The organism is Bradyrhizobium sp. CIR48, assembly GCF_014198315.1.
Lineage (GTDB): Bacteria > Pseudomonadota > Alphaproteobacteria > Rhizobiales > Xanthobacteraceae > Bradyrhizobium.
Genome location: NZ_JACIHG010000002.1, coordinates 97,888 through 117,891 on the forward strand (window position 1 = coordinate 97,888; position 20,004 = coordinate 117,891).

17 protein-coding genes are annotated in these 20,004 nt (G+C 65.6%); 11 read left to right on the forward strand and 6 right to left on the reverse strand.

Annotation, left to right across the window (positions count from 1 at the left end; genetic code table 11):
* Positions 1–64: 64 nt before the first annotated feature.
* Entirely contained in the window at positions 65–1,474 is a 1,410-nt protein-coding gene (locus GGD66_RS06905; protein ID WP_183257200.1) for an MFS transporter, read from the reverse strand.
* 289 nt (positions 1,475–1,763) lie between these two features.
* Positions 1,764–2,270, reverse strand: coding sequence for a ferritin-like domain-containing protein (locus GGD66_RS06910; RefSeq protein ID WP_091958911.1), 507 nt, complete (start codon positions 2,268–2,270; stop codon positions 1,764–1,766).
* Positions 2,271–2,697: 427 nt separating this feature from the next.
* Here GGD66_RS06910 and GGD66_RS06915 point away from each other — a divergent pair, with 427 nt between their 5' ends.
* From GGD66_RS06915 to garD, 8 genes are all read left to right on the forward strand, one after another.
* Complete coding sequence (locus tag GGD66_RS06915; protein WP_018317331.1) at positions 2,698–3,780, forward strand: YbhN family protein; 1,083 nt, start codon at positions 2,698–2,700, stop codon at positions 3,778–3,780.
* Positions 3,781–3,866: 86 nt separating this feature from the next.
* Positions 3,867–5,819, forward strand: coding sequence for a hypothetical protein (locus tag GGD66_RS06920; RefSeq protein ID WP_018317332.1), 1,953 nt, complete (start codon positions 3,867–3,869; stop codon positions 5,817–5,819).
* 406 nt (positions 5,820–6,225) lie between these two features.
* Positions 6,226–7,578: an MFS transporter gene (locus GGD66_RS06925; RefSeq protein WP_183257201.1), complete on the forward strand. Its 1,353-nt coding sequence runs from the start codon at positions 6,226–6,228 to the stop codon at positions 7,576–7,578.
* 124 nt (positions 7,579–7,702) lie between these two features.
* Entirely contained in the window at positions 7,703–8,608 is a 906-nt protein-coding gene (locus GGD66_RS06930; RefSeq protein ID WP_183257202.1) for a LysR substrate-binding domain-containing protein, read from the forward strand.
* Between the two features lie 129 nt (positions 8,609–8,737).
* A complete protein-coding gene (kdgD, locus tag GGD66_RS06935; RefSeq protein WP_018317335.1) occupies positions 8,738–9,682 on the forward strand; it encodes a 5-dehydro-4-deoxyglucarate dehydratase in 945 nt (314 codons plus the stop codon).
* Positions 9,683–9,706: 24 nt separating this feature from the next.
* Positions 9,707–11,050 carry a glucarate dehydratase gene (gene gudD / locus GGD66_RS06940; RefSeq protein ID WP_183257203.1) on the forward strand — a complete coding sequence of 448 codons (1,344 nt, stop codon included), beginning with the start codon at positions 9,707–9,709 and terminating at the stop codon, positions 11,048–11,050.
* Between the two features lie 21 nt (positions 11,051–11,071).
* Positions 11,072–12,520 carry an aldehyde dehydrogenase family protein gene (locus tag GGD66_RS06945; RefSeq protein ID WP_183257204.1) on the forward strand — a complete coding sequence of 483 codons (1,449 nt, stop codon included), beginning with the start codon at positions 11,072–11,074 and terminating at the stop codon, positions 12,518–12,520.
* A 112-nt stretch (positions 12,521–12,632) separates the two neighbouring features.
* Positions 12,633–14,174, forward strand: a complete 1,542-nt coding sequence (garD, locus tag GGD66_RS06950; RefSeq protein ID WP_018317338.1) for a galactarate dehydratase — start codon at positions 12,633–12,635, stop codon at positions 14,172–14,174.
* A gap of 15 nt (positions 14,175–14,189) precedes the next feature.
* On the opposite strand, the gene GGD66_RS06955 is transcribed toward garD, so the two are convergent.
* Positions 14,190–14,930, reverse strand: coding sequence for a hypothetical protein (locus GGD66_RS06955; RefSeq protein WP_183257205.1), 741 nt, complete (start codon positions 14,928–14,930; stop codon positions 14,190–14,192).
* Between the two features lie 6 nt (positions 14,931–14,936).
* Entirely contained in the window at positions 14,937–15,818 is an 882-nt protein-coding gene (locus GGD66_RS06960; protein WP_183257206.1) for a MipA/OmpV family protein, read from the reverse strand.
* Positions 15,819–16,167: 349 nt separating this feature from the next.
* On the opposite strand from GGD66_RS06960, the gene GGD66_RS06965 reads away from it, so the two are divergent.
* From GGD66_RS06965 to GGD66_RS06975, 3 genes are all read left to right on the forward strand, one after another.
* Positions 16,168–16,848, forward strand: coding sequence for a response regulator transcription factor (locus GGD66_RS06965; protein WP_183257207.1), 681 nt, complete (start codon positions 16,168–16,170; stop codon positions 16,846–16,848).
* Positions 16,845–18,209, forward strand: a complete 1,365-nt coding sequence (locus GGD66_RS06970) for a cell wall metabolism sensor histidine kinase WalK (RefSeq protein ID WP_183257208.1) — start codon at positions 16,845–16,847, stop codon at positions 18,207–18,209. The genes GGD66_RS06965 and GGD66_RS06970 overlap by 4 nt, the downstream gene beginning before the upstream one ends.
* Positions 18,210–18,403: 194 nt before the next feature.
* Positions 18,404–18,673: a hypothetical protein gene (locus GGD66_RS06975; protein ID WP_246788781.1), complete on the forward strand. Its 270-nt coding sequence runs from the start codon at positions 18,404–18,406 to the stop codon at positions 18,671–18,673.
* Between the two features lie 53 nt (positions 18,674–18,726).
* Here the strand turns inward: GGD66_RS06975 and GGD66_RS06980 are convergent, their stop codons facing one another.
* Complete coding sequence (locus GGD66_RS06980) at positions 18,727–19,083, reverse strand: hypothetical protein (RefSeq protein ID WP_091958944.1); 357 nt, start codon at positions 19,081–19,083, stop codon at positions 18,727–18,729.
* A gap of 271 nt (positions 19,084–19,354) precedes the next feature.
* On the reverse strand, positions 19,355–19,948 hold the full coding sequence (locus GGD66_RS06985) for a DUF2147 domain-containing protein (protein ID WP_183257210.1): 594 nt from the start codon (positions 19,946–19,948) through the stop codon (positions 19,355–19,357).
* Positions 19,949–20,004 lie beyond the last annotated feature (56 nt).

Consider the following 20,004-nt stretch of genomic DNA (forward strand, 5'->3'; position numbering starts at 1 on the left):
GTAACTGGCTACGCGCCTGTTGCGGCAATGGTGAACGGAAGATGTGCCCATTCGCTCGGATTGTTCATCCTCGCGCCGGCGCACCGAGGCCGATCGCGACGGCAGCGAGCAGCAGGACGGATGCGGACACGACCAGCGACAGATGCAGCCCCGCCATGAACGCCCCCTCCGCGGCCACCAGCGAGCCGAACAGCGCGACGCCGAGGACGCTGCCGGTTTGCCGCGTCGCGTTCAGGACGCCGGCCGCGATGCCGGAGCGCGCCTTGTCGACACTGCCCAGCAAGGTCGAGGTCAGCGGCGGAACCAGCAGCCCAAGTCCGCCGCTGATCGCGATCATCTGCGCGAAGATCGCCCAATAGCTCGTATCAGCCGCGATCCACAGCAAACCGAGACAGCCGAGCGCCGACACGCTGGCACCGACCACGATGGTCGGGCACGGGCCGATGCGCTCGGCGAGGTGCGGCGCCAGCAGATTGACCGGCAGCACCGCCGCCATCATCGGCATGAAGGCGAGCCCGGTCCACCACGCCGACAGCCCGTTGATCCGCTGGAAGTACAGGCTGAGCACGAAGATGAGGCCGTAGATCGCGATATTGACGAGCAGGCCGACCAGCGAGGTCAGCGCGAACAGCCTCTGGCCGAACAGCGACAGCGGCAGCATCGGCTGCGCCGCGCGGCTCTCGCGCCAGATGAAGAGCGCGGCGAGACCTGCGGCACCGACGAAGGCTGCGATCACGGCCGGATGATCCCACCCGAGCGCACCGCCTTCGATGATGGCGCCCGCCAGTGCCCCCAATGCGCCGATCGCGGCAAGCTGGCCGGGCAGATCGATCTCGCGCGAGCGGGCCCGCGTGGTTTCGCTGGCGTAGCGCCAGCTCAGCCACAGGCCGGCGAGCCCGATCGGCAGATTGACCAGGAAAATCGCGCGCCAGCCGACCAGCGTGATCAGCGCGCCGCCGACGAAGGGGCCCGCGGTGAGCGCGAGGCTCGCGCCAGCAGCCCAGACCGCGACGGCACGGCCGCGCGCTCGCTCGTCCGGATAGGCATGATTGAGCAGCGCGAGGGAATTCGGCACCAGAATCGCCGCCGCCAGCCCCTGCACCAACCGCGCTACGATCAGCACGGTCGCATTGGGAGACAGCGCGCAGGCGAACGAAGCCGCGGTGAAGATGGCGAACCCCGCCATGAAGACGCGCTTGGCGCCGATGCGGTCGCCGAGCGCGCCTGCCGTCAGGATGAAGGCGGCAAACGCGATGGTGTAGGCGCTGACCACCCATTGCAGTTCGGCGACACCGCCGCCGAGCGTCCGGCCCATCGCATCGAGCGCGGTGTTGACGATGGTGACGTCGAGCTGCACCACGCCGTAGCCAAGGCTCATCGCGGCCAGCGTGAGCGAGGTCGCAAGAGGCGAACCGGCGCGCGACGCGCCGGTCCTGTCCTGAAAGATTTCATGTTTGATGGTGGTGGCTCGCATGCTGCACCTCGATTGCAGCCCCATGCGAAATATACGCTCTCATTGCGCAGTCATGTTTCGATAATGGACGAAGGATGGATGCTGCGGGCACTCGCCTTACAAGCGGTGTCGTGCCCGGCGCATGCGGGGATTCCAGTACGCCGCGGCTTCTCCGTATCCCATTATTGTCTCTGGAATACTGGATCGCCCGCCCCTGTGCGCAATCGCGCACTAGGCGGGCGATGACAGAGCATATGTGGCGAGAGCGCCGCACGGATAGCCGCGCGGCGCGCCCGTCGCTTTACCTTCATCAGCTCGCCGCGCGCAGATTGACCTTGCTCTCGGCGAGCGTGGTCAGCTTTTTGTCGGTCGCCTTCTCCTCCTCAAGCGTCTTGGCGAGCACGGTCGCGCAGTCATTGCGGCCGAGCTGCTTGGCCCAGGCGATCAAGCTGCCGTAGCGTACGATCTCGTAATGTTCGGCGGCCTGCGCCGCGTTGATCAGGGCGGCATCGAGCACCGCCTTGTCGGCGACCTCGCCGGCGGTCTCGTCGGCCTCCTCGATGATGCCGTCGATCGCCGGACAATCGACCGCCTTCACGGGGACGCCGTGCATCTTGAACACTTCTTCGAGCCGCGCGACGTGCTGCTTGGTTTCTTCAAGGTGCGTCAAAAAGCCCTGCTTCAGCTGCGGATCGGTGGCCTTACTGGCCATCTTCGGCAGCGCCTTGGTCAGCTGCTGCTCGGCGTAATAGATGTCCTGGAGCTGGTGCACGAACAGGTCGTTCATGGTCTTGATGTCTTTTGTGAACAGTCCCATCGTTCCGTCCTCTTCGGTTTTGTGGAACACGAAGGCAGCGGCTTGCACGAAAAGCCGCTTATTCCGCCATGTTCGGTTGCTGATGGGGCCCAACGGACACGCGGCATCGACGTTCCAAAAAGACCCGGATGGCTTGCGCTGGAACAATGCGGACGGCAGCGGCATCTGAAATGGTGTCGGCATACGAAACGCGCGGGCCGAGTCGGTTTCACGACTCATATGCTTAACGCGCCGCCGATGTGAACCGCGTATGACAAAAGTGACCGGTCCGACGCAGAACCAATTGTTGTCAAGGGCTGCACAAGCCGGTGTTTTTGCCTTAAATGAGCTGGATCATGCCCCGCGATCGATGCCTGCTTTTGGCCGTGATCGTACCCGACTGGCCAATGTCTGGCCTGGTCGGTCTTGCCCCCCGCCGGGAGGATGAATGCACGGACTGCTGCCCGCGCTGCAACGCGGCTTCAAGAGATGGATCGGCTGGCGACGGCTCGGAGTAGCCGCGAGCGTCTTCATCATCGCCTTCGCGATCACCTCGCTGGTGCGGACCCTCAAGGGCATCGATACCGGGGTCATCCTGACCGCGTTAACCGAGATTCCCCGCGGGAGCATCGGGCTGGCGGCGATCTGCGTGTTCTTTGCGTTCTGTACGCTGACCTTCTACGATTTTTTTGCACTGCGAACGATCGGCAAGAAGCACGTGCCGTACCGCATTGCGGCGCTCTCCAGCTTCACGTCCTATTCGATCGGCCACAACATCGGCGCCACGGTCTTCACCGGCGGCGCGATCCGCTTCCGGATCTATTCGGACTACGGGCTGAACGCGATCGACGTCGCCAAGATCTGCTTCCTGTCGGGCCTGACCTTCTGGCTCGGTAACATCTTCGTGCTCTCGATCGGCATGGCGATCCATCCGGATGCGGCGTCCTCGATGGATCAGCTCCCCTCCTCGATCAATCGGCTGATCGCGCTCGGCGGCCTCGCCTCGATCGGTGCCTATCTGGTCTGGCTCTGCATGGGCGAGAAGCGGCGCGAGCTCGGCCAGAAGGGCTGGAAGGTGGTGCTGCCGTCGGCGCCGCTGACGCTGGTCCAGATCCTGATCGGGGTGGTCGATCTCGGCTTCTGCGCCACGGCGATGTACCTGCTGATGCCGGCCAATCCGCCGATCGACTTCATGTCGCTGGCGGTGGTGTTCATCCTGGCGACGCTGCTCGGCTTCGCCAGCCATGCCCCCGGCTCGATCGGCGTGTTCGATGCCGCCATGCTGCTGGCGCTACCCGAATTCGGCCGCGAGCAACTTCTGGCGACGCTGCTGGTGTTCCGCCTTCTCTATTTCGTGATCCCGTTCGGCCTCGCCATCTCGATCATGGGCACGCGCGAGCTCTGGATGAACGTGGTCGAGCCCTGGCAGGAGCGGCGGCGGCTGGCGGAGGCCTGCGCGCAGGCCAATCTGCCCAAGCAGGTGACGCCGATGGAGCGCGAGCGGATACTGCGCCAGGCCAACAAGCGGTAGGCCACGATCTGGACCCGGCGGGGTTGCGGGCGGCGGAGCAATGCTCTCTTATTTCCGCCTCAACTTTGCCGTTGAAGACGCGGGCCATGATCCCTGTATTCCTTCGTACCCTTTCCGCAGGCGCCCTGTTGCTTGCCGGGATTCTGACGGCCATGCCGCCCGAGCGCGCTAGCGCTCAGGACACCGGCGCCCTGCAGATCAATTGGGAGGTGCGTAACCGCTTCCGGCTGTTCCGCGAGGAGCGCGACTTCCTGCTCCATGTCGAGAACGCCCGCAACCGCAGCATCCTGGCCGCCGAGCAATCGCTGGAGCTCCAGAGCGAGGGCCGCGGCTGGGCCCGCAACATGGTCAACCGGCTCTGCATCGACCTCCAGGGCCGGGTCAACCAGCCCTGCACCCGCGACAACACCAAGGAAAACTACCTCACCCCGATCGATCACCCCGTCACCGTCCGCCTCGTTGGCGCGGTGCCGGTCGGCGCCACCTGCGCCTGGTCGTTCGACGACGGCGACGGGCCGCAACAATCGACCTTCGACTGCGCCGAGCCGATCAATTTGCGCGTCCGCTACGGCAAGCAGACGGTCGCGACCGTCGACGTCTCGTCCGGCTCCGATCCGACCCAGCGCGTCCAGACCGAGATCCAGGTCCGCGACATCTTCGTCGCCGGCCTCGGGGACAGCATCGCCTCCGGCGAAGGCAATCCGGACCGGCCGCTGGCGCTGTCGGACGAAGGGTTTTGCTTCCGCTCCTATCTGGGCACCGCCGGCGCGCAGTACTACCGGCCGAGCCGCCACGGCTTCAAAGGCGGCCGCGCCTGCGAGGCGCCGGACACGCTCGCCAACTGGCAGCGCTACAGCGCGCTCTGGTTCAACTCGCCCTGCCACCGCTCGCTCTACAGCTACCAGACGCGCACCGCCCTCGCACTCGCGGTGCGCTACACCCACATCGCAGTGACCTACCTGCCGCTCGCCTGCACCGGTGCCAGCATCGGCGATGGGCTGCTCGGCTCGCAGCGCGCCCGCGAATGCCCGCCCGGCAAGACCGGTGTCTGCAACACCAGCGTGAACGCGCAAGTCGCCGAATTGCGCGAGGCGCTCACCGCGGCGAAGAAGCGCCAGCCCGACCGCACGCTCGACCTCGTGCTGCTCTCGGTCGGCGCCAACGACGTCTATTTCTCCGGTCTCGTTGCCGACGTGATCGTCGAGACCGCGACCGAGCGCGCGCTGTTCCGCCGCTCCGGCGTGATGGCGAGCGTCGACGATTCCCGCGATGCGTTGGCGCGCGAACTGCCGCAGAATTTCGTCAAGCTGCGCGAGGCGCTCAAGCCGCTGGTCGGCGGCGACCTCTCGCATGTCGTCTATGTCTCCTACGCCAACCCCGCGCTCGCCGACGGCGGCGTGCCCTGCCGCGGCGGCCGGGCCGGCTTCGACATCCATCCGGCCTTCAACGCCGATCCGCAGCGCCTTGCCCGCGTCTCGACCTTCGTCGACACCGAGTTCTTGCCGCAGCTGAAGGGGCTCGCCACCTGCACCCGCGGCGCGCTGTGCCGCGATCCCGAAGCCGACCGCATGACCTTCGTCGATGCGCATCAGGCGGCGTTCGCCGATCACGGCTTCTGCGCCCATTCCGGCAACGACCCCGAATTCGACCGCAGCTGCTTTGCCGAGAACGGCCAGAGCTTCAATCCAGACATCGTGAGCGCGGCGAGCCAGCCGATGCTGTGCGGCCGCGGCGCCTCGGAATACCGCGCCTATTTACCCCGCGCGCGCTGGATCCGCGATGCCAATGACAGCTATTTTGCCGCGATGACCTATCCGCAGGGATTGCCGGCGGCGAGCCAGCCGACCGACATTCACGACGCCACCTGGGGCGTGCTCTCCGCCGTCTATGGCGGCGCGGTGCATCCGAGCGCAGAAGGGCATGCGGCGATGGCGGATGCGGCGCTGCCGGCCGCGAGCGCGGTGCTTGGACTGGACGCGGTGCCGCCGGGCGTGACGCGGGGATTTCTGCCGCAGCTGTTGCCGAGCGCAAAGCAGTAGCGCGCGCGAAGACTCCTTTTGCGAGTCGTAGCCCGGATGAGCGCAGCGACATCCGGAGCCATCTCCCCGCATATCGCTTCGCTCATGCGGGCTACGCGCAACGTCCTCGCACCTCGGTGTCGCAGCCCGGCTTGACCGGGCGATCCAGTACGCCGCGACGGCAGTCTTGAATCGAGGCTGCGGCGTACTGGATTCCCCGCCTTCGCGCGGAACGACAGCGGAGTGCTTGGTGCTCGCACATCGCCATCGCTCGCACATTCACTCCGCGCCAGCATCGTTCCCCGCTACTTGCCGTTTCATCAATCCAAAAACGGTATCGATCGATACCCCCTTGAGCTTGGACACTTTGCCGCGCGCGCCTCTAGGAGTCGGATCGAGGAAACATTTCGACTTGAGGAGGCGCCTGATGAGCGCAGTGGTGTCCGCAGCGGACGTGAGAAGGTCCCGCGTCAGGCTGTTCATCGTGACCATGTTGTTCCTGGTCACCACCGTCAATTATGCCGACCGCGCCACGCTGTCGATCGCAGGCCCCGCGCTGTCCAAGGAGCTGCATCTCGATCCCGTCGCCATGGGCTGGATCTTCTCGGCGTTCGGCTGGTCCTATGTCGCGGCGCAGGTCCCGGGCGGCTGGCTGCTCGACCGCTATGGCTCGCGCCTCGTCTATGCCTTCAGCATCATCGTCTGGTCGCTGTTCACGCTGATGCAGGGCTGGGTTGGCTTCCTCAGCGCCGGCACGGCTGTTGTCGTGCTGTTCGCGCTCCGCCTCCTTGTCGGCGTCGCGGAAGCGCCCTCCTTCCCCGCCAACGCCCGCATCGTCGCGGCGTGGTTTCCGGGCAACGAGCGCGGCACCGCGTCGGCCTTCTTCAACTCGGGACAGTATTTCGCCACCGTGATCTTCGCGCCGCTGATGGGCTGGATCGCGCATGCCTATGGCTGGCGCTTCGTGTTCTTCGTGATGGGCGCGCTCGGCATCGTCATGGGCTTCGTCTGGCTCAAGACCATTTACGGCCCGAAGGAGCATCCTTCGATCAACGATGCCGAGTTCGACTACATCAAGGAAGGCGGCGCGCTGGTCGATCTCGACGCACCCAAGAACGATCAGCTGCGCGCGCGTGCGCAAGAGGCCGGCTCCGGCTGGGACCACATCCGCCAGCTGCTCTCCAACCGCATGATGCTCGGCGTCTATCTCGGCCAGTATTGCATCAACACGCTGACCTATTTCTTCCTAACCTGGTTCCCGGTCTACCTGGTCAAGGAGCGCGGCCTGTCGATCCTGCAAGCCGGCTTCGTCGCGACGCTGCCGGCGCTGTGCGGCTTCATCGGCGGCGTGCTCGGCGGCATCATTTCCGATGCGATCCTGCGCCGGACCGGCTCGCTGACCATGGCGCGCAAGATCCCGATCGTCGGCGGCATGCTGCTGTCGATGTCGATCATCGCCTGCAACTATGTCGACGGACAGGCGCTGGTGGTCGGCTTCATGGCGCTCGCCTTCTTCGGCAAGGGCATCGGTGCGCTCGGCTGGGCGGTCGTCTCCGACACCTCGCCGAGGGAAGCCGGCGGCGTCTCCGGCGGCCTGTTCAACACCTTCGGCAATTTGTCCTCGATCACCACGCCGATCGTGATCGGCTACATCCTCGCCGCGACCGGCTCGTTCAACGGCGCGCTGGTGTTCGTGGGCCTCAACGCGTTGGTGGCGGCGTTCGCCTATCTCGTCATCGTCGGCAAGATCGAGCGGGTGACGCTCAAACGTTCCTCCTGAGGGCTCCCGATGGGAGCTTGACCAGGCAACTCAACGGCGGCCCAAAAAGCCGCCGTCTTTGTTTTGGGGATGATCGATGCTAGAAGTACCGGGGAAACGCCTTATCCATCTAAGGCATGTATCGATGTTCGACCTCAACCAGCTCCGCTGTTTCGTCACGGTGGCGGAGGAACTGCATTTCGGCCGCGCCGCGACGCGGCTGAACATGACCCAGCCGCCGCTGTCCCGGCAGATCCAGGTGCTCGAGCACATCATCGATGCGCCGCTGCTCGAGCGCACCAGCCGCTCGGTGCGCCTGACGCCGGCCGGGCGTAGCTTCCTGCCGGAGGCGCGGCGCATCCTCAAGCTCGCCGAAAGCGCCTCGCAAGTCGCCCGCCGCATCGCGCTCGGCAAGACCGGCTCGCTGAAGATCGGCTTCACCGCGGCCGCGGCCTATGGCTTCCTGCCGGAACTGGTCGCGGCCTGCCGCGCAAAACTGCCCGAGGTCGACTTCTCGCTGAAGGAGATGGTGTCGGGCGACCAGTTCGAGGCGCTGACGTCGGGCCAGATCGACGCCGGCCTGCTGAGGCCGCCGATCGCGCGGCCCGAGCTCACCAGCCGCCGCGTCGTCGCCGAGCCCCTGCTCGCCGCGATCCCGAAGAAGCATCCGCTGGCGAATGCCGACAGCATCACCATCAAGGATTTCGACGACCAGCCCTTCGTGATGTATTCGCCCTATGAGAGCCGCTACTTCCACGATCTCCTGGTGGCGCTGTTCACCCGTGCCGACGTGCTGCCGCGCTACGTCCAGCATCTCAGCCAGATCCACTCGATCCTCGCCATGGTGCGCGCCGGCCTCGGCCTTGCCATCGTGCCGGCGGCGGCGGCCAGCCTGAAGATTTCCGACGTGCGCCTGCGCCCGCTGAAGCTGCGCACGCGCGTCCCCGTCGAGCTGTTCATGGTCTGGCGCCGCGACGACGAGAATCCGCTGCTGTCGGCGCTGGTCAAAATCGCCGGCGAACTGGCCTCTGCGGAGCCCGTGGAAGATTGATGCTGATTTCGCATCGGTCGATATAGGCTTTGGCTTGGACCCGCATCGAACGGTCTCCTAAACCACGGCGCATGGACGCGCAGCCTTCTGCTTGCGTCCTCCACAACACGCAATGAGGGAGCCGCGCCCATGAGCAAGATGACCCCGCAGGAAATGGCCCAGAAGATCGGATCTGGCCTCCTGTCTTTCCCCGTCACGCCCTTCAAGGCTGACTACTCCTTCGACGAGGCGACCTATCGCGCCAACATGGACTGGCTGTGCGGCTATGATGTCGCAGGCCTGTTCGCCGCCGGCGGCACCGGCGAATTCTTCTCGCTGACGCCGACCGAGGTCCCTGAAGTCGTCAAGGTCGCCGTCGACGAGACCAAGGGCCGCGTGCCCGTGCTCGCCGGCACCGGCTATGGCACCGCGATCGCCCGCGAGATCGCAATCGGCGCGGAGAAGGCCGGCGCGGACGGCCTGCTGCTGCTGCCGCCCTACCTCACCCACTCCGAGCAGGAGGGCCTTGCCGCCCATGTCGAGGCAGTCTGCGCCGCCGTGAAGATCGGCGTCATCGTCTACAACCGCGACAACGCGATCCTGCAGCCCGACACGCTGGCGCGCCTCGCCGAGCGCTGCCCGAACCTCGTCGGCTACAAGGACGGCATCGGCGACATCGAGCTGATGACCCGCGTCTACACCAAGCTCGGCGATCGTCTCACCTATGTCGGCGGCCTGCCGACCGCCGAGACCTTCGCGCTGCCCTATCTCGACATGGGCGTGACGACCTATTCCTCGGCCGTGTTCAATTTTGTGCCGGAATTCGCCACCAACTTCTACGCCGCGGTACGCAAGCGCGACCATGCCACGATCCAGGCCGGGCTGAAGGACTTCATCCTGCCGCTGATCGCGATCCGCAACCGCAAGAAGGGCTATGCCGTCTCGATCATCAAGGCCGGCATGAAGGTGATCGGCCGCGACTCCGGCCCGGTCCGCCCGCCGCTCACCGACCTCACCGAGCAGGAGATCGCCGAAGTGACCGCGCTGGTGAAGAATCTGCCCGCCATCCGATCGACACAACAGGCGGCAGAATAGGACGACAACAGCGAGGAGCGTGCGATGGCCCAGATTGAAATCTCCGGTGCGCCTGTCGTCACGGCGATGCAGGTGATCCCGGTCGCGGGCCGCGACAGCATGCTCCTCAACCTGAGCGGCGCACATGCGCCGTTCTTTACCCGCAACATCGTCATCCTCACCGACAATGCCGGCCACACCGGCGTCGGCGAGGTGCCGGGCGGGCAGAAGATCTGGCAGACGCTCCAGGATGCCCGCGATCTCGTGATCGGCAAGACCGTCGGCGCGCTCAACAACATCCTCGCCGACGTCCGCACCGCCTTCGCCGACCGCGACGCCGGCGGCCGCGGCAAGCAGACTTTCGATCTTCGCGTCATGATCCATGCGGTCACCGCGATCGAATCCGCGCTGCTCGATCTGCTTGGCCAGCATCTCAACCTGCCGGTCGCCGCGCTGCTCGGCGAAGGCCAGCAACGCAACAGCGTCGAGACGCTCGGCTATCTCTTCTTCGTCGGCGATCGCCGCAAGTCCAGGCTCGACTACGTCAGCGGCGGAACCGGCAAGGCGGAATGGTTCGACCTTCGCCATCAGGAAGCGATGACGCCGGAGACCGTGGTGCGGCTCGCGGAAGCCACCCACGACCATTACGGCTTCGCCGACTTCAAGTTGAAAGGTGGCGTGCTGCGCGGCGAGCAGGAGATCGAGGCCGTCACCGCCATCGCAAAGCGTTTTCCGAACGCGCGCGTGACGCTCGATCCCAACGGCGCCTGGTCGCTCGACGAGGCGATCAGGCTCTGCAAGGACATGCACGGCATCCTCGCCTATGCCGAGGACCCCTGCGGCGCCGAGGCCGGCTTTTCCGGCCGCGAGATCATGGCCGAGTTCCGCCGCGCCACCGGCCTGCCGACCGCGACCAACATGATCGCCACCGACTGGCGGCAGCTCTCCCACGCGCTGCGTCTGGGCGCGGTGGACATTCCGCTCGCCGATCCCCATTTCTGGACCATGCAGGGCTCGGTGCGGGTGGCCCAGACCTGTCGCGACAACGGCCTGACCTGGGGCTCGCATTCCAACAACCATTTTGACATTTCGCTGGCCATGTTCACCCATGTCGGCGCCGCCGCCCCCGGCAAGGTCACCGCGATCGATACCCATTGGATCTGGCAGGACGGCCAAGCGCTCACCAGGGAGCCGCTCCAGATCAAGGGCGGCGAGATTGCCGTCCCTGATAGCCCGGGCCTGGGTATCGAAATCGACAGGGCCGCTATCGACGCGGCGCATGACCTCTACAAGCAGCATGGACTCGGTGCCCGCGATGACGCTATTGCCATGCAGGACCTGATCCCCGGCTGGACCTTTGACGACAAGCGTCCGTGCCTCGTGCGTTAAAATACTTCCTCGGAGGAAAAGATGACTGCGATCCTGAAGAACTTCATCGGCGGCGAATGGGTCGATGGCTCCGGCGTCACCAAGAACATCAACCCCTCCAACACCAACGACGTCGTCGGCGAATACGCCAAGGCCGATAAGGCGCAGACCGAGAAGGCGATCGCCGCCGCCAAGGCCGCCTTCCCCGCCTGGGCGCAGTCGACGCCGCAGGTTCGCTATGACGCGCTGAACAAGATTTCCCTCGAGATCCTCGCCCGCAAGGAAGAGCTCGGCCGCCTGCTCGCGCGCGAGGAAGGCAAGACGCTGCCTGAGGGCATCGGCGAGGTCGCGCGTGCCGGCCAGATCTTTGCGTTCTTCGCCGGCGAGGCGCTGCGCCTGATCGGCGAAAAGGGCGCCTCCGTGCGTCCCGGCCTCGACGTCGAGCTCACCCGTGAGCCGGTCGGCGTCGTCGGCATGATCACGCCCTGGAATTTCCCGATCGCGATCCCGGCCTGGAAGATCGCGCCTGCGCTCTGCTACGGCAACACGGTGGTGTTCAAGCCGGCCGAGCTGGTGCCGGGCTCGGGTCACGCGCTGGCGGAAATCATCACCCGCTCCGGCATTCCCGCCGGCGTGTTCAACCTCGTGGTCGGCTCCGGCTCCGTCGTCGGCCAGACCCTGCTCGACCACCCCGATGTGGCCGCGATCTCCTTCACCGGTTCGGTGCAGACCGGACGCAAGATCGCGCAGGCCTGCGTGCTCTCGAACCCGATGAAGAAATTCCAGCTCGAGATGGGCGGCAAGAATCCGCTGGTCGTGCTCGACGACGCCGACCTCAAGACTGCCGTCGAAGTCGCCGTCAACGGCGCCTATTTCTCCACCGGCCAGCGCTGCACCGCCTCCTCCCGCCTGATCGTCACCGAAGGCATCCACGACCGCTTCGTCGCGGCGGTGGCCGAGCGCCTGAACGGGCTGTCGGTCGACGACGCGCTCAAGGCCGGCGTGCATATCGGCCCTGTCGTGGACCAGAGCCAGCTCGACCAGGACCTGCGCTACATCAAGATCGGCCAGGACGAGGGCGCCAAGCTGTCGTTCGGCGGCGAGCTGCTCAAGCGCGAGACGCCCGGCCACTACCTGCAGCCGGCGCTGTTCACCGAAGCCAACAACAACATGCGCATCGCGCGTGAGGAGATTTTTGGCCCGGTCGCCGCCGTCATCCGCGCCAAGAACTACGAGGAAGCGCTGGCGATCTCCAACGACACCGAGTTCGGCCTTGCTTCGGGCATCTGCACCACCAGCCTGAAATACGCCTCGCACTACAAGCGCAACAGCGAGTCCGGCATGGTGATGGTCAATCTGCCGACCGCCGGCGTCGACTATCACGTGCCGTTCGGCGGCCGGAAGGGCTCGAGCTACGGCGCCCGCGAGCAGGGCTCCTACGCGCGCGAGTTCTACACCACGGTGAAGACGGCTTATACGTTCCCGGGTTGATGCACGATCGTAGGGCGGGTTAGCAAAGCGTAACCCGCCTCCTATCTTCAGCATCGAAAGAAGTGGCGGGTTACGCCTTCGGCTAACCCGCCCTACAAGACGGAGTCCTCCCATGGACCAGGACGTCGCAGCGAAAGAGCAGCCCCGCTACATCAAGCTCAACGAGCGCGACAATGTCGCGATCGTGGTCAATGATTTCGGGCTTCCCGCCGGCTCCCGCTTTGCCAGCGGCCTGACGCTGCGCGCCTTCGTGCCGCAGGGGCACAAGACGGCGCTGGTCGACATCGCGCAAGATCAGCCGATCGTCCGCTATGGCGAGGTGATCGGCTACGCGCTCTCGCCGATCCTGGCCGGCGAATGGGTCGACGAGGCGCGCATTCGCATGCCGGATGCCCCCGACCTCGACAAGCTCGAAATCTCGACCGCCGTCCCCGCGCCGCTGCCGCCGCTCGAAGGCTTTACGTTCGAAGGTTATCGCAATCCGGACGGATCGGTCGGCACCAAGAACATCCTCGGCATCTCCTCCTCCGTGCAATGCGTCAAGGGCACGATGGAATACGCGGTGAAGCGCATCCGCGCCGAGCTGCTGCCGAAATACCCCAACGTCGACGACGTCGTGCCGCTGACGCACGCCTATGGCTGCGGCGTCGCGATCACCGCACCCGACGCGGTGGTGCCGATCCGCACGCTGCAGAACATCGCGCTGAACCCGAATTTCGGCGGCGAGATCCTGGTCGTCGGCCTTGGTTGCGAGAAGCTCGCACCGGAGCGGCTGGTGCCGGAAGGCGTCAGCGATGCCATCGTGCGCATGCAGGACGAAGCCTTCGACGGTTTCGGTGCGATCGTCGACGCGATCATGACCCAGGCGGAGGCGCGGCTGAAAATCCTCAACACGCGCACCCGCGAGACGTGCCCGGCGTCGGATCTGGTGATCGGCCTGCAATGCGGCGGCAGCGACGCCTTCTCCGGCGTCACCGCGAACCCCGCCGTCGGATTCGCCGCGGACCTCCTGGTGCGCGCCGGCGCCACCGTGATGTTCTCGGAAGTGACCGAGGTGCGCGATGCCATCCAGCTGCTCACCCGCCGTGCCATCAACGCGGACGTCGGCCGCGCGCTGGTGCGGGAGATGGCCTGGTACGATTCCTATCTCGCGCGCGGCGGCGCCGATCGCAGCGCCAACACCACGCCCGGCAACAAGAAGGGCGGCCTCGCCAACATCGTCGAGAAGTCACTCGGCTCGATCGTCAAGTCCGGATCAAGCGCCATCACCGGCGTGCTCTCGCCCGGCGAGAAGGCGACGCAGAAGGGCATGCTGTTCGCGGCAACGCCGGCCTCCGACTTCATCTGCGGCACGCTCCAGCTCGCCTCCGGCATGACGCTGCAGGTGTTCACCACCGGCCGCGGCACGCCCTACGGCCTTGCGGCCGCACCCGTGATCAAGGTCGCGACCCGCAGCGAGCTTGCCCGCCGCTGGAAGGACCTGATCGACTTCGACGCAGGCCGCATCGCCACCGGCGAGAAGACCATCGAGGAGACCGGTTGGGACCTGTTTCGCCTGATCCTCGATGTTGCCAGCGGCCGGACGAAGCCGTGGTCGGACCGCTGGGGCATCCACAACGATCTGACGCTGTTCAATCCCGCGCCGGTGACCTGAGGCCGCCAGCCGGCTTCACTGACCACCGATCAGGTGCATGTCATCGAGCGTGACAGGCAGGCTGCGCGTGATGAGATCCGCAATCGCCGCGCGGAGCCGTTCGCTCGAAGCCGGACCGTCAAATGTCCCGTCGATCGGCCCGCTGGGGCCTGCGATCCTCAGGGTCCCGGTGTTGTCGAGCGGCGCGGCCGCCCGCTTTTCGATCACATCGAACGTCTTGCCGTCGATGACGCGGACCTCATACAGCGCGTGGATCAGGCCGTAGTCTGCAAGCAGCGTCCGGTATTCGGCGATCCCGACACCCTCGATGTTGCGGCCATTTCCGAGTTTCGATCTCGCGCGGGTGATGACGATGTACGCATCGAGTCCCTGGGGCGTGACATCGGTGCGAACCAGCTCCTTGAACGGATCGCTCCGCAGCAGATTGACGGGCGTAACCGCCGAATCCCGGATCTCGGCGAACGCGGCGCGGGTGTAGTTGACGGCCTGAACGCGATAGCGTGCGCCCAGCAGCCTGGTCGCCTGCTGGACGATCAGCTCGTCCAGTCCCCATGCACTGATCGAGGCGCTTTGCCCGGTGGAGCCGAGCTTGGTAAGGCCTGTCTGTGAAAGGCTCATCTCCTCGCCGATGGCGGAGACGATGCCGACCGTCTTGATCGCCTGGAGCCGGCTCGCGCGGGTCTCGAACGCCGCGGCGGCGCCGAGGGCGATGCAAGCGGCTGCGAGGCCAATCCATAGAAAAGCAATGCGTCGCATGCCGGCTCATCGAATCCTGAAATCGAACGAATAGGATGCGCCGAGGCCGACGGTGGTCTGGTTCGACGACCCCCGCAGCTTCACCAGCGGACTGTCCGCGGCGTCGCCGAGCAGCTTCTCGTATTCGACATAGGCGTGGACCTCCCATTGCGGATTGATGCGATAGGAGACCTGGCTGCCGAACCCGACCGAGTGCGCACCGCCTTTGGGATTGTACGTCGGCAATCCCGACACCAGTGCCTGCGCGGCATCGACGCCGAAATACGGCGCGGTCGCGTTGGTGCTCTTCCAGGTGAAGCGCGGGCCGGCCGAGATCGTCAGCCTTTGAATCAGCGGCACGATGACGTCCGCGGAGATGTCGGCGACGGTGCCGGTATGGCCACCCACGCCCTGGCGCAATTCGCTGCGCAGGCGCAGCCAGTCGACCGGATAATATTCGACGAAGCCGCCAAGCTCGTAGGCGGCCTTGACGTCGCCAAGGCCTGTCAGCTCGGCATATTTGTCGGCCTTGCGCGAGGTGACGTATTTGAACGCAGGCCCTGCGCGAAAATTGCCGACGTCGAGCAGCGCGATGCTGGCGCTGTCGCGCGGGCCCCGAAACTGGTCGATCGATCCGGCGCGGCGGATGGAGAAGATCGGGATCGGCATGAGCTTGCCGTTCTTCGATCCGACGAAATTCGGTGTGTACTCACCACCGATGCCGACCATGACCGTCCAGTTGCCGGAGGGCGAAGGCAGCATCGGCAGCTCGAACGGCGGCGCCGGCAGCGTGAACGCGGTCTGCGCCGATGCGGATTGAGGGATCGCCATGATCGCGCCGGCGAGCAAGGTGGTCGTGAGCCGCACATTCACCGTGAGGCGAAGAGCGGCGTCGTCAAAATGCTTCATTACAGGGCCCCGGACCGGCCGTCCTGGCCTGGTCGACTCGTGTGGTTGGAGCTCCAGCATGTGGTCCGGCAAAATTGCCCCAAGATTGCAAGGCGAAAACCGCCGGCCAATCCGTTGCCGGTATCCGCCGGGCACGGCATCGCCGAACCAACATTGCCCGAACATTGCCGGGAGGCGCTCACGCGCCCAAACTTTGGCCGGCACTGCCGCTCACCCCACTCGCATCTGCCTTTTATTCGCCAAGCTCGCTGCCTTTATGGGAACCCTGCAACGAGCCGAAACGCCAGATTTCGGCCAGGGAGCGACACGCTCGGGGCTGTGTTGCCCAGCAGAGTCAAGGACGACCCGCGTGCGTTCCCTCGTGATCGAAGACGAACCGCAGATCGGCGCCTATGTCAGCCGTCTGCTCGGACAATTACACGGAATCGTCGACATCGTCGGCTCGATCGCCGATGCCCGCCAAGCGCTCGACAATTTCAAATATGATCTCGCGATCGTCGACCGGATGCTGCCCGACGGAGATGCGCTCCAGGTCGTCACGGCGCTGAGCCAATTGCCCGACCGCCCTGCGATCATCATGCTGACGTCCAGGGATGCCAAGGAGGACGTCGTCGACGGCCTCAACGGCGGCGCCGACGACTATCTCGGCAAGCCGTTCGAGCCGCAGGAGCTGCTTGCACGGGTGCGCGCGGTGCTGCGGCGACCGCGGCTGCTCGCCCCCTCGGTGCTGTCGCTCGGCAATGTCGAACTGCATCTCGGCAGCAACGAGGCGGTGGTCGCCGATACCAGGATCCTGCTGCGGCGGCGCGAGGCGCTGATTCTCGGAGCGCTGCTGATGCGGCGGGACCGCGTCATCACCCGCGCCGCCCTGATCGAAGAGATCTACGGCTTCGACGACGAGATCGAGTCCAACACGCTCGAAGCGCAGGTCTCGCGCCTGAGAAAGAAACTGACCGAACTCGGCGGCGACGTCGAGATCCGCAGCATGCGGGGCATCGGCTACATCCTGCGGCTGGCAACGCCGCGATGAGGTCGATCGCCCAGACGTTTGCGTTTTCGCTCGGCATCGCCGCGACGACGATCTTCCTGATCATGGTCGCGATCTTCGTCTCGAGGTATCCGGTGGAGGAACGCGAGTTCAGGGCGTGCCGGGTCGTGGCCGCCGTTCTCGATCGCGCCACTGTTATCGATGGGCAGAACCTGACGGTGCGCCCCACTCCCGCGCTCGAAGAGCTGAAGGCGGACAGTCCAAACCTCTGGTACGTCGTCTCCGTGGGCGATCTTGTCAGCGAGTACGGCAGCGAGCACCGGCCACAGCTACCCTTCGCCTTTCCCTATCGCGGGCCTGTCGGCTTGTCCGTCTTCAGCACACCCGACCAGAACAGCACGTTCTGTCTCGCCGTTGCGCAACGAGGCGCCTTGCGGCTCACGACGATGGTCGGCGAGCCTCAGGTCCGCTTCGGCCGGCTCGCAAGAAGCTTCCTCGCCCGCAGCTTCTCTTCGATCCTCGTGGTAGCGCTGGCCTTTGCGGCCACCGTCGCGATCGGGTCGGCGCTTGCTGCGCGTTTCGTCTCACGCGGCATCGAGCGGGTCGCGCGTCGCGCCCTCGCGATCGATCCCTCCGCCCCGCAGGGCCTGATCTCGTTGTCCGAGGTCCCGCGCGAGCTGAAGCCGCTGGTCGAGGCGCTGAACCGCGCCTTCGGCGAGATCGATGCCTATATCAGGATGCAACGCCGCTTCCTCGGCAATGCCGCCCATCAGCTCCGCACGCCACTGACGCTGCTGCGCGCGAAGGTCGAAGACGTACCCGAGCCGGCCCTGAAGGCCGAATTGGTCCGCGATATCCGCCGCCTGACGTCGCTGGTGTCCGCCATGCTCGACCTGGCCCGGCTGCAAAATCACACGATCGAGAAACGGCCGATCGATCTCGCCCAGATCACGCTGGACGTGCTCGCCGATTTCGGCCCCTCGGCGCTGGACGCCGGCATCGAGCTCGCGCTGGAACAGGCCGAGAAAGGTCCGCTCCTGGTGCAGGGTGTCGACGCCGCGATTCGCAGCGCGCTCGCCAATCTCGTCGGCAACGCACTCATCCACGCCCATGGCGCGCGACGCATCGTCGCCACGCTCGGCCGCGACGGCATCTCGATTGACGACGACGGCGCAGGCCTGCCGGACGGCGTGGAGCACGGGCTGACAGAGCCGTTTCAGACCGGCAACACTGCCGGCGATGGCGCGGGCCTCGGCCTGTCGATCGTCCGCGAGATCATGGCCGCCCACGGCGGCGAGCTGGTCATCTCCTCCACGCCTGGCCGCGGCACGAGCATGAGCCTGCGCTTTCCCATAGCCGCAGCGCCGACCAGGTCTCCACAGGTGGATCTGCAAGCAGGCTGACTGCGAGCTGCGCCGGTCGATCCGCGAAACCGTGCGGAAACATTGGCGCCGAAAACGTCTTCCTCGTTTCGTCGTTGCGCATCAAGCAATCAATATGTTCGCCGACGGCCACGGGAATGTTCTCGCACAAGCGAACCTGTTCCGGCATCGAGACGACCAAACCTCCGATTGACATCTTCAATGGAGATTTTCCAATGCGTGTTCTCACAATGATTGCCGTCGCCAGCGCCGTGATTGCGAGCTCGACCAGTGCTTTCGCCAGTGAGCTTCCCACTTACGAGGTGAAGTCGTTGCCGATCTCGGCGACGCAGGTGCAGGTGCTCGGCGGCGCCGGCGTCGAGGAGCAGTCGGCCGCACCCTCGATGATCATCGCCGGCATGCCTGCCTCGCCCGCGCAGGTTTCGGTGCTGTCGCCGCGCGTCAAGCGGCTCGCGAGCGCCGGTTCGGAAAGCGAAGCGCGCTGAGCCTTTCGCATCGCTTGCGGCGCCTGCATCCGATGCGGGCGCCGTCAGCGTTTTCAGGTCATGCTGCCCGGCATGAAGCAGCGCACGCGCGGATGGCCGTCGATATAGTGCTTCCACACCATGGTGCGGCCGATCTTGTTCGGCACGGTGATGACAGCCCCCTCGGGCACCACGACCCACTCGTTGTCGATAAGGACTCGGTAGCGTCCCTGGTTGGACTCCCAGTCGACATCGGCGACGACATAGCCGTCGGCATCGGTGCAGCACTGGCCGTATTCGCTGTGCAGGCTTTCGAACCAGGGTTTGAGCGGCGAGTTGGCGTAGCGCCCGTCGTCGCGCGCCAGCGCCGAATTGGTCAGCAGAACTGTCAGCCCCAGCAGCACGGCGGCACACTGTCTTGCAGGTCTCATGTCGTCTCCGCGGTCGAAGTGATCGCCGCGAGGCAAACGCCGCCGTCTGCCCGCAGCACCGCGCACGGCAGGCATGGAGACGGCGACTCGCTCCCCAGCAGCTTTGCGGACAGATATGCAAATCCGGCGCCAGCGCGCATTCCGGGGAACTACTGGAGCAGGCGCGGCACGCATTCGCCTTTCGGCGAACGTCGCCGCGAAGACCGTCTGCTCATGCAGGGAATGACCGTGAGCGGAAGCTACCGTCGATCAGGCAGCACAGAACTCGAGCCTACTGCTTGGGCGCCGGCGCCATCATCGTGCCGCCGCCCTTCTTCGTCGGTGCCGGAGGCTTGGTGGCCGCAGCCTGCGCGGGCAGATATTTTGCGACGATGGCGGGATCGACCTGGGCGAGGTTGGTGTCAGGCAGGCGCGTCCAGGCCTCGTCCTTGCCGAGCAGCGCGATGCCGAGATAGCCGCGCAGGGTCAGGGTCTGGCCGTCAGGACTGACCTTCATGTTGGCCTTCCAGATCTGGCCGTCGCGCGGATTGAGCACGTTGCCGCCTTCGTACTTCAATCCGTCGCGCTTCATGTTGCGGACGAAGGAGATGCCGAGCACCGGGGCGTTCTTGCGATCGTCGGTGCACTTGCTGCAGATCTCGTTCGGATCGTCGCCGGGCCGCGGGAAGGTCTTTGCGATCACGCCTTCGAAGATGCCGTTGTGGTCGATGAAGAGAAACCATCCGACCGTCTTGCCGTCCTCGACCTTCTGCCAGAGGCCCGCCGCCGTGGGCTCGGCAATTTGTGCCGCAGACGGCGTCACCGTCGCGAGCGACAATGCGAGCGCGAGGAAGGGGAGCAGCCGAGAGCTGGAAAAATTCCGCATTAGATCACCTTGTTATTCCACGACCGGAATGGCCGCAGACTACGGCGATTTCGCGA

What these genes read in the sequence shown, in the direction of transcription:
- GGD66_RS06955 (WP_183257205.1), bottom strand. Translation starts at nt 14,930, where the DNA reads ATGCGACGCATTGCTTTTCTATGGATTGGCCTCGCAGCCGCTTGCATC.
- GGD66_RS06915 (WP_018317331.1), top strand. Translation starts at nt 2,698, where the DNA reads ATGCACGGACTGCTGCCCGCGCTGCAACGCGGCTTCAAGAGATGGATC.
- GGD66_RS06970 (WP_183257208.1), top strand. Translation starts at nt 16,845, where the DNA reads ATGAGGTCGATCGCCCAGACGTTTGCGTTTTCGCTCGGCATCGCCGCG.
- GGD66_RS06920 (WP_018317332.1), top strand. Translation starts at nt 3,867, where the DNA reads ATGATCCCTGTATTCCTTCGTACCCTTTCCGCAGGCGCCCTGTTGCTT.
- GGD66_RS06980 (WP_091958944.1), bottom strand. Translation starts at nt 19,083, where the DNA reads ATGAGACCTGCAAGACAGTGTGCCGCCGTGCTGCTGGGGCTGACAGTT.
- GGD66_RS06910 (WP_091958911.1), bottom strand. Translation starts at nt 2,270, where the DNA reads ATGGGACTGTTCACAAAAGACATCAAGACCATGAACGACCTGTTCGTG.
- GGD66_RS06985 (WP_183257210.1), bottom strand. Translation starts at nt 19,948, where the DNA reads ATGCGGAATTTTTCCAGCTCTCGGCTGCTCCCCTTCCTCGCGCTCGCA.
- GGD66_RS06960 (WP_183257206.1), bottom strand. Translation starts at nt 15,818, where the DNA reads ATGAAGCATTTTGACGACGCCGCTCTTCGCCTCACGGTGAATGTGCGG.
- GGD66_RS06930 (WP_183257202.1), top strand. Translation starts at nt 7,703, where the DNA reads ATGTTCGACCTCAACCAGCTCCGCTGTTTCGTCACGGTGGCGGAGGAA.
- kdgD (WP_018317335.1), top strand. Translation starts at nt 8,738, where the DNA reads ATGAGCAAGATGACCCCGCAGGAAATGGCCCAGAAGATCGGATCTGGC.
- GGD66_RS06905 (WP_183257200.1), bottom strand. Translation starts at nt 1,474, where the DNA reads ATGCGAGCCACCACCATCAAACATGAAATCTTTCAGGACAGGACCGGC.
- GGD66_RS06945 (WP_183257204.1), top strand. Translation starts at nt 11,072, where the DNA reads ATGACTGCGATCCTGAAGAACTTCATCGGCGGCGAATGGGTCGATGGC.
- GGD66_RS06975 (WP_246788781.1), top strand. Translation starts at nt 18,404, where the DNA reads ATGCGTGTTCTCACAATGATTGCCGTCGCCAGCGCCGTGATTGCGAGC.
- garD (WP_018317338.1), top strand. Translation starts at nt 12,633, where the DNA reads ATGGACCAGGACGTCGCAGCGAAAGAGCAGCCCCGCTACATCAAGCTC.
- GGD66_RS06925 (WP_183257201.1), top strand. Translation starts at nt 6,226, where the DNA reads ATGAGCGCAGTGGTGTCCGCAGCGGACGTGAGAAGGTCCCGCGTCAGG.
- gudD (WP_183257203.1), top strand. Translation starts at nt 9,707, where the DNA reads ATGGCCCAGATTGAAATCTCCGGTGCGCCTGTCGTCACGGCGATGCAG.